Below are 13,773 nucleotides of genomic sequence, written 5' to 3' on the forward strand. Positions count from 1 at the left end.
TTGCGGGCCAGCTGGGCAAGCCCCTCGGTTAAACTCAAAACATGTGGATTTTAGTCAACGCCGCCGCCTTCGTCCTCTACCTTCTGGCTTTCTTCCTGGCTCGCCCGCGCGGGCCGCAGATGGCCGGGGTTGTCGCGCCCGACATGCCCATGTACCGCGACGCGGCCACCATCGCCATGCTGCTCGCCTGGCTTGTGCATGCCAGCACTTTCGTGCTCGTGCTCAAGGGTTTGCATGATCCCGATTTTGGCTTTGCACCGGCCTTGTCCCTCACGTTTTGGCTGGTTGCCGCGGTGTATTGGGTGGAAAGCCTGTACTACCCGCTGCAGGGCTTGCGAGCCTGGATTTGCCTGCTAGCCGCCGCCTCCCTGTTGCTCACCTGGTTCTTCCCGGGCGACCGCCTTGCGCCTCCCGGGGCGGGCATGGCCTTCTCCCTGCATTGGGCGTTGGGCATTGCTGCCTACGGCTTGTTCGGCGCCGCGGTTTTGCACGGTGTCATGCTGTGGTCCGCCGAGCGTGCGCTGCACCGGCGCAAACCCACATTGGCCGGCCTTGGTCCGGCATTGCCCCTGCTGACGCTGGAAAAGCTGACCTATCGCCTCGCAGCCTTGGGTTTTGTGCTGCTCACGACCTCGCTGGTGTTCGCCGTGAGCTTCAGCGAAAAGCTGTTCGGCCACGCCTTCGAGTTCGATCACCAGACTGTTTTCGCGGTTGCGTCCTGGCTGCTTTTCGCCGTGTTGCTGCTGGGCCGTGGCGTGCTGGGTTGGCGCGGGCGCCAGGCCCTTCGCTGGTTGTTTTCGGGTTCGGCATTGCTCTTGCTGAGTTATGTCGGCTCGCGCTTCGTCCTCCAGGTCATCCTGCACCGATGAAATATCTCGTCCTCTTCGTGGTGGTCATCGTCGGGCTGATGCTGTTCAAGAAGGGCCAGCAACAGCGCTCGGTTCCCGGGGTGCGCAAGCCCACCAAACTGCCCGCGCCCGAACCCATGCATGCCTGTCGGCACTGCGGCGTGCATGTGCCGCAAAGCCGTTGTGTGTGGAAGGGCGACAAGCCCTACTGCTGTTCCGATCATGCCCGCCTGGGCTGAATCACGCCGGCATGGTGCCGAAGCCGATAGCGGCTTCGCCTTTTCGCAAGCTGCCCGGAATGTCTCACAGCCGGCCTCGCTGCTCCATCGCCTGATCTCGGGTGCCGTGCCGAGCCACGAGCGCTTGCGCGCGTTTCGCGTGCTGGGCGGGGCAAGATTGCTCATGGGTGTGATCCTGCTGGGATGGTTCGCGCTCGTGGCATGGGATCGAGGGCGCAGCCCGCAGTTGCAGGGTGACCTGGGTGTCTGGATCGCTCTGGGCTATGTGGTCCTGGTCGTCATCCAGCTGATTTTCAGTCTGACCACGGCCCGCGGTTTTGCCTGGCAGGTGCTGGCTGCGGTGCTTGCCGATTTGGCTGTCTACGCCGTGTTGCAGTTCCTCGCCGGCCAACCCTCGCGCGAATTCGTCCTGAGCTACACCTTGCCGGTGCTGGCCGCCGGGGTTTACGGCACCCTGCGCTTCACGCTGGCCACGGCGGCGGCGGCGTCGCTGATTCTGCTGTCCCAGGCCATGTGGATGCTGACCGGCAGTGGGGGCATGGCCGACCCGCAGTTTCTGGGTGCGGGTTTTGTCGGCGCGGCTTATTTCGCCATGGGCGTGCTGGCCTGGCAACTTTCGCAACGTCTGGTGCGGCAGGAGCAGCGCGCGCGCCTGAGCGATATTCGCGCCAGCCGGCAACTCGCCATCAACCACCATGTGCTGCTGGAGCAACCCGATGGCGTGCTGGTGCTCGACGCCGACTTGCGGGTGGAAACAGCCAACCCGACGGCTGTGCGCATGCTCGGTCTGGATGATCTGCAGCTGCCCAACGCCGCGCATATCGGCCTGAGCACTTATCCCGGCGCCCGTGTCCTGGCGGATGCCGTGCATCAGCACACTGCTTCGGGCCTGGCACAAGCGCCTGTGACCTTCGAGGGCGCCGACGGACTGCGCCTGCAGGCCCGCGTGCAGGCTTTGCGCCAACTGCCCGGCGGACCCGGTTATGTGGTGTTCATGCAGGATTTGCGTGAGATCAGCCATCAGCTTCAGCAAGATAAATTGGCGGCGCTGGGGCGGCTGGTGGCCGGGGTCGCCCATGAAATTCGCAACCCGCTGGGTGCCATCGCCCAGGCCAACCAGCTCGCCGCCGAGCCTGACTTGAGTCCGGCGCAGCGCGAGCGCATGTCGGCCTTGATTGCGCAGAACGTCGACCGGCTCAATCGCATCGTCGACGACGTTCTTGACCTCGGGCGCTCCACCGCGCGCGAGGGCATCAAGCTGCAGCCCATGCGCATGCTGCTCGAACTGGTGGCCGAGTTCGACCACGACACCCCGGGACGCGTCGCGCTGCTGGCCGACGACGAAGCCGCAACGCTGGATTTCGATCCGCTGCACTTGCGTCGCGTGCTCGTCAATCTGCTCGGCAACGCACGCCGCTTTGCCAGCCACCGCAAGGGCGCCATCCGCATTCGCCTGCGCGGCGCGCAGAAGGTGCACGAACTCAGCGTGGCCAACGACGGTCCAGTGGTCGCCCCAGCCCTGCGCGCGCAATTGTTCGAACCCTTTTTCACCACCGATAGCCGGGGCACGGGTTTGGGTCTGTATATTTCCCAGGAGCTGTGCTCGCGCTACGGGGCGCGGTTGGAGTACCGGGTCCGGCGCGAACACGAGCCCAAGGCGTTCGGCGAATTCGTCATCAGCGCGGCAACGACCCCGGGCCAGCCGCTCGGGGTGATACAAGTCTGATGCGCCCAGCCCCAGCGGCATGGCCTTCGACCGCGCGCCCGGCGCCGAACGAAGCGATATCCTGACCACGAGTGCCATGCACCATGCCTGAACCCGCAGCACCCATCCGCATCCTGGTGGTCGACGACGAACCCGATCTGCGCGAGCTCTACACCCTGACGCTGGTGCGCGAGGGCTGGCAGGTGGACGAGGTCGCCAGCGTCGAGGAGGCGCGCAGCCGCATGGAGCAGCAGCGCTTCGACGTGGCGATCGTCGACATGCGCCTGCCCGATGGCGAGGGACTCGACATCCTGGCATGGTCGACGGCGCAGCGGCGCGGTGAACGCATCATCATGGCCACGGCTTACGGCAATGCCGCCGTCGCGGTGCAGGCGCTCAAGATGGGCGCGTTCGACTACCTCACCAAACCCGTGGACTTGCGGCAATTGCGCCAGGTGGTGCGCTCCGCCCTGGCTCAGGGCCAGTCGGCCGGCGCACAAGGCCAAGACCCGCAGCGCACCGCGTTGCAAGCCATGGTGGGCGAGTCGGCACCGATGCTGGCGGTGAAGGACACCTTGCGGCGCAGTGCGCGCGGCATGGCGCCGGTGCTGATCCACGGCGAGTCCGGCACCGGCAAGGAGCTGGCCGCGCGCGCCGTGCACGAACTCAGCAATCGCGCTGCCGGCCCCTTCGTGCCGGTGAATTGCAGCGCCATCCCCGAGCACATGCTCGAAGCGGAATTCTTCGGCTACCGCAAGGGCGCTTTCACGGGGGCGATGGCGTCGCACGATGGTTTTTTCTCAGCCGCCGCCGGCGGTACGCTGTTCCTGGACGAGATCGGCGAGTTGCCGCTGTCGATGCAGGCCAAGCTGCTGCGCGCGGTGCAAGAGCGCAAGATTCGCGCCCTGGGCGAAACCGCGGAAACGCCGGTGGACGTGCGCCTGGTCAGCGCGACCCACCGCGACCTGCAGCGCTGCGTCGCCGAAGGCACGTTTCGGCAGGACTTGTACTACCGGCTCAATGTCATCGGCGTCACGCTGCCGCCCTTGCGCGCACGGCTGGACGACCTGCCGCTGCTGGCGGAAGCCCTGCTGGCGCGCATTCGCCGGGAGCACGAACGTCCCGGCCTGCGTTTAAGCCCACAGGCACTGCAGCAATTGCGCCTGTATGTCTTTGCCGGCAACGTGCGTGAGTTGGAAAACCTGCTGCATCGCGCCACGGCGCTGGCCGCCACCGACCTCATCGGCGCGGAAGATCTGGACGCCCCGGCCGATGGCGCGCACTTGACGGCCGCACCCGTGTCGACGCTGTCGGGCATGAACGCGCTGCGTCCCGGCGAGTCCGGCTTAGGGCGCGTACCGCCGTCGACGGCGCGCCTGGATGCTGCCTCTCCCCAGATGGGACAGGCAGCCTGGCAAGCACCCGCATGGCCACTGGACCTGTCGGCCTATCTCGACCAGATTGAGCGCAACCTGTTGCTCGAAGCCTTGCGCCGCACGCGCTTCAATCGCACCGCGGCGGCACAACTGCTGGGCCTGAATCTGCGGCAAATTCGCTACCGCATGGAGCGCCTGCAGGTTCGCGACGATCACGCCGACCCTGATCCCTACGATGGCGTGCGCTGATCCCCTGTTCCAGCAGGGCTGGTACCGCTACGCCGGGCGCCGGCCATCGCCCCATTACGACGCAAGGCCCGAGGGCATGCGTGTCGACCTGCTGGTCCTGCACAACATCTCCCTGCCAGCCGGGCAGTTTGGCACCGCCTGCGTCGATGCCCTGTTTCTCGGCATCCTGGACACCCAGGCCCAGCCAGAATTTGCCATGTTGCAAGGCCTGCGCGTGTCATCCCACTTTTTCATCCGACGCGATGGCAGCTTGCTGCAATACGTCTCGTGCGATCAGCGTGCCTGGCATGCGGGAGCATCCAGTTTTCAGGGGCGCAGCCGCTGCAACGATTTCAGCATCGGCATCGAACTCGAGGGCACCGACACCCTGCCTTTCGAGCTTGCTCAATACGACAGCCTCGCCGCCCTGGCCGGGGCATTGCTGCAGGCCTATCCGATCCGGGCGCTTGCCGGACACAGCGACATCGCGCCCGGCCGCAAGACCGACCCTGGACCTTGCTTCGACTGGTCGGCCCTGCGCCGCGCCAGCGCATTGGCAGCGTCGAGTTTCCCGGCGCTCGAAGCCTGACGAGGCTCTCGGGCCGCCCCGAGACCTGGCCTCGGCTTGTGGACAAACTGTGTAAACCCTGTGTTTTGCCTGTGGCCTGGCTGTGCACTCGTATGACACTAGCTGTGGGGTCTTGCTATCCACCTCAACGCTAGATATAGTGCCATCAAGGATGGCGTGTGCTGATCGGCAGAGTTGATTTTGCGCCAGGCGAGCCAGTCAGATGTGCAGCTTGGACGGTTCCAGATAGCACTCGCTTGCCAACCAACCACGACCCATCAGCACACCGCCACCGCACATCGCTTCAACCTTGCTGCATTGCTGCCGCGGCACCATCCGCGACCACGACTGCAAGGGCGAGCGTCCGAACACTGCCCAGGAGAACCCGCGTGAATTTGACATCCAACCCCATTGCCGCCGACTCACTTGCCACCATGCTTCGGCAGACGGGCGGCACCGAAGCTCCCGAGCAGCAAGCCTATGCCGACTACAAGATCATCCGCCGCAATGGCGCAGTGGTTGCGTTCGAGCCGGCCAAGATTCACGTCGCCATGACCAAGGCTTTTCTGGCCGTGCAAGGTGGGCAGAGCGCCGTGTCGGCGAGCATGCGCCAGCAGGTCGAGGAACTGACCCAGGCGGTGGTGCGCGGCCTGCTGCGCAGCAGGCCAAGCGGCGGCACCTTCCACATCGAAGACATTCAGGACCACGCCGAACTCGCGCTGATGCGCGCGGGTCATCACGAGGTCGCGCGTGCCTATGTGCTCTACCGTGAGCGCCGTGCCCAGGAGCGGGCCAAGCAGAAGCTGGAAGCCGCCGCACCGGCGGCGCAGGTCCTGCATGTCACCGACGACGGCGTGCGCCGCCCGCTCGACCAAGCCGCGCTGGGCGCGCTGGTGCGCTCGGCCTGTGCCAATCTCGGCGCCGACGTCAAAGCCGAGCCCATTCTGAGCGAGACCGAGCGCAACCTGTATGACGGCGTACCGCTGATCGAGGTCTACAAGGCCGCCATCCTCGCCGCGCGCACCCTGATCGAGAGCGATCCCGGCTATGCCAAGGCCACCGCGCGCCTGCTGCTGCACACCATCCGCAGAGACGTGCTCGGCGAAGAAGTGGTGCATGAGCAGATGACGGCACGCTATCCCGAATATTTCCCGCAATTCATCAAGGAAGGCATCTCCCTGGAGTTGCTCGACGAGCGGCTGGGTCAATATGACCTCGCCCGCCTGGGTGCGGCGCTCAAGCCTGAGCGCGATCTGCAGTTCGATTACCTTGGTCTGCAGACGCTGTATGACCGCTACTTCCTGGCCAACCGTGCCGACACCCGCCACAACAAGGACGGCCGCCGCATCGAACTGCCGCAAGCCTTCTTCATGCGCGTGGCCATGGGCCTGGCGCTCAATGAAGTCGAGCGCGAAGCCCGTGCCATCCAGTTCTACGAAGTGCTGTCCAGCTTCGACTTCATGTCCAGTACGCCCACGCTGTTCAATGCGGGCACGCGGCGCTCGCAGCTCTCCAGTTGCTACCTCACCACCGTGGCCGACGATCTCGACGGCATCTACGAAGCCATCAAGGAAAACGCGCTGCTGAGCAAGTTTGCCGGCGGCCTGGGCAACGACTGGACCCAGGTGCGCGCCCTGGGCAGCCATATCAAGGGGACCAACGGCAAGAGCCAGGGCGTCGTGCCCTTTCTCAAGGTGGTGAACGACACCGCGGTGGCCGTGAACCAGGGCGGCAAGCGCAAGGGCGCGGTCTGCGCTTACCTGGAAACCTGGCACCTCGACATCGAAGAGTTCCTGGAGTTGCGCAAGAACACCGGCGACGACCGCCGCCGCACCCACGACATGAACACCGCCAACTGGGTGCCCGACCTGTTCATGAAGCGCGTGATGGAAGGCGGCAACTGGACGCTGTTCTCCCCCGCCGATGTGCCCGATTTGCACGACAAGTTCGGCCTCGCGTTCGAACAGGCTTATGTGCATTATGAAGAGAAGGCCGCCCATGGCGAGCTCAAGCTGTACCGCACCATCCCCGCGGCGCAGCTGTGGCGCAAGATGCTGACCATGCTGTTCGAAACCGGCCATCCCTGGATCACGTTCAAGGACGCCTGCAATGTGCGCAGCCCGCAGCAGCATGTCGGCGTGGTGCATTCGAGCAATCTCTGCACCGAAATCACCCTCAATACCGGCCCCAGCGAAATCGCCGTGTGCAATCTGGGCTCCGTCAACCTCGTTGCCCATTTGAAGCAGCAGGCCGATGGCAGCTACGCGCTCGATCACGACAAGCTCAAGCGCACCGTGTCGGTGGCCATGCGCATGCTCGACAACGTCATCGACATCAACTACTACGCCGTGGCCAAGGCGCGCAACTCCAACCTCAAGCACCGGCCCGTGGGCTTGGGCATCATGGGTTTTCAGGACTGCCTGCATCAGGCGCGCATTCCCTACGGTTCGCAAGAGGCCGTGGAGTTTGCCGACCGCTCGATGGAAGCCGTGTGCTACCAGGCTTACTGGGCGTCCACCGAACTGGCGCAGGAACGCGGGCGCTACAGCAGCTACCCCGGATCGCTCTGGGATCGGGGCATCCTGCCGCACGACACGCTCAAACTGCTGGCCGGGCAGCGCGGCGGCTATGTCGAGATCGACGCGTCCACCAGTCTCGACTGGGACGCGCTGCGTGAGCGCGTTCGCACCCACGGCATGCGCAATTCCAACTGTGTCGCCATCGCGCCCACTGCCACCATCTCCAACATCATCGGCGTGGACGCCTGCATCGAACCCACCTTCCAGAATCTCTACGTCAAATCCAATCTGTCGGGCGAGTTCACCGTGGTCAACCAATATCTGGTGCGCGACCTCAAGGCGCGTGGCCTGTGGGACCAGGTGATGGTGGCCGACCTCAAGTATTTCGACGGCAGCGTGCAACCCATCGACCGCATTCCGGCCGATCTCAAGGCACTCTACGCCACCGCCTTCGAGATCGATACCCAATGGGTCATCGAGGCCGCTGCCCGGCGCAGCAAGTGGATCGACCAGGCGCAATCGCTCAATATCTATATGGCTGGCGCCTCGGGTAAGAAGCTCGACGATACCTACAAACTCGCCTGGCTGCGTGGGCTGAAAACCACGTATTACCTGCGCACCATGAGCGCCACCCACGCAGAAAAATCCACCGTCAAATCCAGCAAACTCAACGCCGTGCCCCAAGCGGCAACAACGACGCAAAGCCATGCGCCGGCCGCTGCACAAGTGCCGGTACCGCCGACTGCTGGCAGCGACATCAAGTTCTGCGCCATTGACGATCCAGCTTGCGAGGCCTGCCAATAATCCCACCGATCGGCGCAGCCGCGACCAGTCGGCGAGCATGAACGAAGCTCACGGGTCGACGCCACCTCGCAACTCATGTTGCCGGCCGTTGGTTTTGCGCATCAGGAATGCCGTAACAAACGCTTTATCTGCAAAAGAATGGGGCACACCATATTGAATGTGCTCCATAAACACACGATAATTACACGAAGGAAAAGCCATGCTGAGTTGGGAAGAAAATACTGCGAACCCCAGCGCCCCGTCATTGCACGGGCCCCTCTCCTTTTCATCTGAGCCGCAAGCCGCACCCATGCATGGGGTTTTGGGCTCCATTAGTCGTTCCGAGGGCGGTTCAGTTTCGGGTCCAATTTCCATCCCAGCAGTCGCGTCAAGCCGCAGCCAAGGCGCTATTCCTGCTGCTCCGGTTGTCTATACCCAGCGCGCGGCATCCACGGGTCGCGTTCAGGCCGAAGACAAAAGCATCATCAATTGCCGAGCCGACGTCAATCAACTCGTCCCTTTCAAATACAAATGGGCATGGGACAAATACCTGGCTTCTTGCGCCAACCACTGGATGCCGCAAGAGATCAATATGTCCCGCGACATCGCCCTCTGGAAAGACCCGAATGGCCTGACCGAAGATGAGCGCCGCATCGTCAAGCGCAATCTCGGTTTTTTCGTCACGGCGGATTCCCTGGCAGCCAACAATATCGTGCTTGGCACTTACCGGCACATCACCAACCCGGAATGCCGGCAATTCCTGCTGCGCCAAGGCTTCGAAGAGGCCATCCACACCCACGCCTATCAGTACATCGTTGAATCCCTGGGGCTTGAGGAAGGCGAAATTTTCAATGCCTATCATGAAATTGCGTCCATTCGCAACAAGGATGAATTTCTCATTCCTTTCATCGACACCCTCACCAATCCCGAGTTCCGTACCTCGGCTTTCGGCGGCTCCGAGCGCAACGACCAGGAGCTGCTGCGCTCCATCATCGTTTTTGCCTGTCTGATGGAAGGGCTGTTTTTCTATGTCGGATTTGCCCAGATTCTGTCCATGGGCCGTCAGAACAAAATGACGGGTGCTGCTGAGCAGTATCAGTACATCTTGCGGGATGAGTCGATGCATTGCAATTTTGGCATCGATGTGGTCAATCAGATCAAGCTCGAGAATCCCCATCTCTGGACGCGCGCTTTCAAGGACGAAATCATGGCGCTCTTCCACCAGGCCGTCGAGCTTGAGTATGCCTATGCCGAAGACACGATGCCGCGTGGTGTTCTGGGTTTGAATGCTTCCATGTTCAAAGGTTATTTGCGATTCATCGCCAATCGTCGTGCACAGCAAATTGGCTTGGAGCCGATGTTCCCGAACGAGGAAAATCCATTCCCCTGGATGAGCGAAATGATCGATCTGAAAAAGGAACGTAATTTCTTTGAAACCCGCGTGATCGAGTATCAGTCGGGTGGAGCACTGTCCTGGGAATAATGACACCATGAAGCCAGAAACAGTGGCGACCATCACCAGGCCTCACCCGGGATGCGCACTTGAAGCGCGGTAGAGCCCTGGCTGTGTCACAGCGACTGGCACCTCGTTTTCAGGTGATGCCTGCCATCAGCCGGTTTGAGATGGACGCAGCCTTGTTACAGGCGCCCCCTTTCCTCGCAAAACTCCTTGTTTTTCAAAACCGATTTCACTTGAAAATCGGTTTTGCTGTCCCATGCAACCCTGAAATAACGTCTTTCGCGCACCATTTCAGAGGTTTTCCGAGATTCATCGAGGCGCCGCTCAACGTCATGCGACGCTTTGTGAATGGCCCCCAGGATGCCAGCGCTGGCATCCTGGGGGTTTTGCCCATTTGCGCATTTTCAAATGTCCCGTATCGGAAACCGCCGGGAGGCGGGGCCTTGAGGAGCTTTGGATGTCGTGGATGAGGTTCAATTTCAATAACACTTGATCAAGGAGAATTGTTATGGCAACTGCAATGAAGAAACCTGCTGCGAAGAAGGCTGCTCCGGCGAAGAAGGCCGTTCCGGCGAAGAAGGCCGTTCCGGCGAAGAAGGCCGTTCCGGCGAAGAAGGCCGCTCCGGCGAAGAAGGCCGCTCCGGCGAAGAAGGCCGCTCCGGCGAAGAAGGCCGCTCCGGCGAAGAAGGCCGCTCCGGCGAAGAAGGCCGCTCCGGCGAAGAAGGCCGCTCCGGCGAAGAAGGCCGCTCCGGCGAAGAAGGCCGCTCCGGCGAAGAAGGCCGCTCCGGCGAAGAAGGCCGCTCCGGCGAAGAAGGCCGCTCCGGCGAAGAAGGCCGCTCCGGCGAAGAAGGCCGCTCCGGCGAAGAAGGCCGCTCCGGCGAAGAAGGCCGCTCCGGCGAAGAAGGCCGCTCCGGCGAAGAAGGCCGCTCCGGCGAAGAAGGCCGCTCCGGCGAAGAAGGCCGCTCCGGCGAAGAAGGCCGCTCCGGCGAAGAAGGCCGCTCCGGCGAAGAAGGCCGCTCCGGCGAAGAAGGCCGCTCCGGCGAAGAAGGCCGCTCCGGCGAAGAAGGCCGCTCCGGCGAAGAAGGCCGCTCCGGCGAAGAAGGCCGCTCCGGCGAAGAAGGCCGCTCCGGCGAAGAAGGCCGCTCCGGCGAAGAAGGCCGCTCCGGCGAAGAAGGCCGCTCCGGCGAAGAAGGCCGCTCCGGCGAAGAAGGCCGCTCCGGCGAAGAAGGCCGCTCCGGCGAAGAAGGCCGCTCCGGCGAAGAAGGCCGCTCCGGCGAAGAAGGCCGCTCCGGCGAAGAAGGCCGCTCCGGCGAAGAAGGCCGCTCCGGCGAAGAAGGCCGCTCCGGCGAAGAAGGAACCTGCGCCTGCGGCGAAAACCGCGCTCAGCCCCCAAGCTGCGTGGCCATTCCCTACCGGTGACAAGCCCTGAGCTTTCAGCAAGCATGAAAACCTGGGCCTTGTGCCCAGGTTTTTTTATGGATGGACGCGATCCACTGGGCTTGGTTGCGCGAGGGCCGACATGGGGCGACCTTGCTGGTCGCAGCGCAACCGGGGGCCAAAACAACCGCTTTGGTTGGCCTGCACGATGGTGCTTTGCGCATACGCATCGCCGCTCCTGCATTGGACGGTCGCGGCAATGCCGCACTGTGCGCTTGGCTGGCCGATGCCCTGCATGTGGCGCGCCGGGACGTGTGGATCGAGCGCGGCGAAAAGTCGCGCCGTAAACAGGTGGCCGTGCGGATGCCGGCAGCTCAGGCGCTGGCCTTTCTGAGACCTCTGCTGGAGCAGGCGCAAGCGCAGCGTGTGTCCGATTGATCCATCCGCCAGGCTGTGATGTGCGTCGCGCGGAACACCTGTTCCAATGAGGGCTGCGGATGCGAGCTAGGCAGCCGCCGCGTGCAATGTTTTTCTCCTACTGGAAGGCAAAGGCCCAAAGCATGAGCATCAAATCCGACCGCTGGATCCGCCGCATGGCGCAGGAGCACGGCATGATCGAGCCGTTCGAGCCCGGCCAGGTGCGCGAGAACGCGGCCGGCCAGCGCATCGTCAGCTACGGCACCAGCAGCTACGGCTACGACATCCGCTGCGCGCCCGAGTTCAAGGTTTTCACCAATGTGCACAGCACGGTGGTGGACCCGAAGAATTTCGATGAACGCAGCTTCGTCGACATCGAGGCCGAGGTCTGCATCATCCCGCCGAACAGTTTCGCCCTGGCGCGCACGCTGGAGTACTTCCGCATCCCGCGCAACGTGCTCACCATCTGCCTGGGCAAGAGCACCTATGCGCGCTGCGGCATCATCGTCAACGTCACGCCCTTCGAGCCTGAATGGGAGGGCTATGTGACCCTGGAGTTCTCCAACACCACGCCGCTGCCGGCCAAGATCTACGCTGGCGAGGGTTGCGCCCAGGTGCTGTTCTTCGAGAGCGACGAAGTGTGCGAGACCAGCTACAAGGACCGTGGCGGCAAATACCAGGGGCAGCAGGGCGTGACGCTGCCCAAGACCTGAGCCTGCAGCACGCGCTGCGGCAGTTGGCGACGGCGCTGCTCAGGCGGCCCAATTCACGCCGTCAATTCCGCTCGCAGCCGTGCAATCTGCGCCCGCACCTGGCGAGGCGATGTGGCACCGGTGATGTCGCGCGATTGCACCGAGCCTTGCAGCGTCAGCACTTCGGCAACGTCGGCCTGCACGGCGGGGTGCAGTGCTTGCAGTTCGGCCAGGCTCATCGCGCCGAGGTCGCGTCCGGCTTGGATGCAGGCGCGCACGGCATGCGCCACCACCTCGTGGGCATCGCGAAAAGCCAGACCCTTCTTCACCAGATAGTCCGCAAGATCGGTGGCCGTGGCGTAGCCCTTGAGCGCGGCGCCTTGCATGGCCGCGGCATTCACACGGATGCCGTGCACCATGTCGGCAAACACCGTGAGGGTGTCGTGCAGGGTGTCGGCGGTGTCGAACAACGGTTCCTTGTCTTCCTGGTTGTCCTTGTTGTAAGCCAGGGGCTGGCCCTTCATCAAGACCAGCAGCGCGGTGAGGTGGCCGACCACGCGACCGGTTTTGCCGCGTGCGAGCTCGGGCACGTCGGGATTTTTTTTCTGCGGCATGATGCTCGAACCGGTGCAGTAACGGTCGGGCAGATCGATGAAACCGAAGGCCGGCGACATCCACAGCACCAGCTCTTCGCTCAGGCGCGAGACATGCACCATCACCAGCGCTGCGGCGGCGCAGAACTCGATGGCGAAGTCGCGGTCGCTCACGGCGTCGAGCGAGTTCTGCGCGATGCCTTCGAAGCCGAGTTCGCCCGCCACCATCGCCCGGTCCAACGGATAGCTGGTGCCGGCCAGCGCGGCGGCGCCCAGCGGCAGGCGGTTGACGCGGCGGCGGCAATCGACCAGGCGTTCGGCGTCGCGTCCGAACATCTCGACATAGGCCAGCAAGTGGTGGCCGAAGGTCACGGGTTGGGCCACTTGCAAATGGGTGAAGCCGGGCATGAGGGTGTCTGCATGCGTCTCGGCGACATCCACCAGGCTGGTGCGCAGACGCTTGAGCGCAGTCTGGATGCGGTCGATGGCGTCGCGCAGCCACAGCCGGATGTCGGTTGCCACCTGGTCGTTGCGACTGCGGCCGGTGTGCAGGCGTTTGCCAGCGTCACCCACGAGTTGCGTCAGGCGCGCCTCGATGTTCAGATGCACGTCCTCCAGTTCCAGCTTCCAGTCGAAGCGGCCGGCGGCGATGTCAGCGTCGATCTCGGCCATGCCGCGCTCGATGTCCGCCAGGTCTTGCGCGCCGATGATGTGTTGCGCAGCCAACATGCGGGCGTGGGCGAGGGACGCCTGGATGTCAAAACGTGCCAGACGCTGGTCAAATCCGACCGAAGCCGTGTAACGTTGCACCAGCGCGTCGACCGGCTCGGAAAAGAGGGCCGACCAGGCCTGCTGCTTGCGGTCGAGGGATGAACTCATGGGGGATGGCATGGCGACAAAGACGAACGACTGGGGATTGTATTGAGCGCCCCAGGGACGGCACACCGCCCCACCCCCCGTGGGGGTCAA

General features: G+C 63.5%; 11 protein-coding genes. 10 read left to right on the forward strand and 1 reads right to left on the reverse strand.

Annotated features, from left to right (window positions below):
• Positions 1–41 precede the first annotated feature (41 nt).
• The 10 genes from THIX_RS05045 (at position 42) to dcd (ending at position 12,232) form a co-directional block, all read left to right on the forward strand.
• Positions 42–869 carry an inner membrane protein YpjD gene (locus tag THIX_RS05045; protein WP_112485329.1) on the forward strand — a complete coding sequence of 276 codons (828 nt, stop codon included), beginning with the start codon at positions 42–44 and terminating at the stop codon, positions 867–869.
• On the forward strand, positions 866–1,087 hold the full coding sequence (locus THIX_RS05050; RefSeq protein ID WP_112485330.1) for a PP0621 family protein: 222 nt from the start codon (positions 866–868) through the stop codon (positions 1,085–1,087). The genes THIX_RS05045 and THIX_RS05050 overlap by 4 nt, the downstream gene beginning before the upstream one ends.
• Positions 1,071–2,813 carry a PAS domain-containing sensor histidine kinase gene (locus THIX_RS05055; RefSeq protein WP_158540804.1) on the forward strand — a complete coding sequence of 581 codons (1,743 nt, stop codon included), beginning with the start codon at positions 1,071–1,073 and terminating at the stop codon, positions 2,811–2,813. The genes THIX_RS05050 and THIX_RS05055 overlap by 17 nt, the downstream gene beginning before the upstream one ends.
• A gap of 83 nt (positions 2,814–2,896) precedes the next feature.
• Positions 2,897–4,417, forward strand: coding sequence for a sigma-54 dependent transcriptional regulator (locus THIX_RS05060; RefSeq protein WP_112485332.1), 1,521 nt, complete (start codon positions 2,897–2,899; stop codon positions 4,415–4,417).
• Positions 4,395–4,985, forward strand: coding sequence for a 1,6-anhydro-N-acetylmuramyl-L-alanine amidase AmpD (gene ampD / locus THIX_RS05065; RefSeq protein WP_371412991.1), 591 nt, complete (start codon positions 4,395–4,397; stop codon positions 4,983–4,985). Before THIX_RS05060 ends, ampD begins: the two co-directional genes overlap by 23 nt.
• A gap of 413 nt (positions 4,986–5,398) precedes the next feature.
• Positions 5,399–8,287: a ribonucleoside-diphosphate reductase subunit alpha gene (locus tag THIX_RS05070; RefSeq protein WP_112485334.1), complete on the forward strand. Its 2,889-nt coding sequence runs from the start codon at positions 5,399–5,401 to the stop codon at positions 8,285–8,287.
• Between the two features lie 199 nt (positions 8,288–8,486).
• Entirely contained in the window at positions 8,487–9,749 is a 1,263-nt protein-coding gene (locus THIX_RS05075; RefSeq protein ID WP_112485335.1) for a ribonucleotide-diphosphate reductase subunit beta, read from the forward strand.
• Positions 9,750–10,233: 484 nt separating this feature from the next.
• The gene (locus tag THIX_RS22880; protein ID WP_233224405.1) at positions 10,234–11,154 is read left to right on the forward strand and encodes a histone H1; all 921 of its coding nucleotides are present in this window, start codon (positions 10,234–10,236) and stop codon (positions 11,152–11,154) included.
• A 50-nt stretch (positions 11,155–11,204) separates the two neighbouring features.
• Complete coding sequence (locus tag THIX_RS05085; protein ID WP_112485336.1) at positions 11,205–11,540, forward strand: DUF167 domain-containing protein; 336 nt, start codon at positions 11,205–11,207, stop codon at positions 11,538–11,540.
• 122 nt (positions 11,541–11,662) lie between these two features.
• Entirely contained in the window at positions 11,663–12,232 is a 570-nt protein-coding gene (dcd, locus tag THIX_RS05090; protein ID WP_112488185.1) for a dCTP deaminase, read from the forward strand.
• A gap of 53 nt (positions 12,233–12,285) precedes the next feature.
• Here dcd and argH read toward each other — a convergent pair whose 3' ends face one another.
• Positions 12,286–13,683, reverse strand: a complete 1,398-nt coding sequence (gene argH, locus THIX_RS05095; RefSeq protein ID WP_112485337.1) for an argininosuccinate lyase — start codon at positions 13,681–13,683, stop codon at positions 12,286–12,288.
• Positions 13,684–13,773: the final 90 nt, after the last annotated feature.

Origin of the sequence: Thiomonas sp. X19, assembly GCF_900089495.1 — a bacterium.
Taxonomy (GTDB): Bacteria; Pseudomonadota; Gammaproteobacteria; order Burkholderiales; family Burkholderiaceae_C; genus Thiomonas_A.

What these genes read in the sequence shown, in the direction of transcription:
- THIX_RS05045 (WP_112485329.1), top strand. Translation starts at nt 42, where the DNA reads ATGTGGATTTTAGTCAACGCCGCCGCCTTCGTCCTCTACCTTCTGGCT.
- THIX_RS05050 (WP_112485330.1), top strand. Translation starts at nt 866, where the DNA reads ATGAAATATCTCGTCCTCTTCGTGGTGGTCATCGTCGGGCTGATGCTG.
- THIX_RS05055 (WP_158540804.1), top strand. Translation starts at nt 1,071, where the DNA reads ATGCCCGCCTGGGCTGAATCACGCCGGCATGGTGCCGAAGCCGATAGC.
- THIX_RS05060 (WP_112485332.1), top strand. Translation starts at nt 2,897, where the DNA reads ATGCCTGAACCCGCAGCACCCATCCGCATCCTGGTGGTCGACGACGAA.
- THIX_RS05070 (WP_112485334.1), top strand. Translation starts at nt 5,399, where the DNA reads ATGCTTCGGCAGACGGGCGGCACCGAAGCTCCCGAGCAGCAAGCCTAT.
- THIX_RS05075 (WP_112485335.1), top strand. Translation starts at nt 8,487, where the DNA reads ATGCTGAGTTGGGAAGAAAATACTGCGAACCCCAGCGCCCCGTCATTG.
- THIX_RS22880 (WP_233224405.1), top strand. Translation starts at nt 10,234, where the DNA reads ATGGCAACTGCAATGAAGAAACCTGCTGCGAAGAAGGCTGCTCCGGCG.
- THIX_RS05085 (WP_112485336.1), top strand. Translation starts at nt 11,205, where the DNA reads ATGGACGCGATCCACTGGGCTTGGTTGCGCGAGGGCCGACATGGGGCG.
- dcd (WP_112488185.1), top strand. Translation starts at nt 11,663, where the DNA reads ATGAGCATCAAATCCGACCGCTGGATCCGCCGCATGGCGCAGGAGCAC.
- argH (WP_112485337.1), bottom strand. Translation starts at nt 13,683, where the DNA reads ATGAGTTCATCCCTCGACCGCAAGCAGCAGGCCTGGTCGGCCCTCTTT.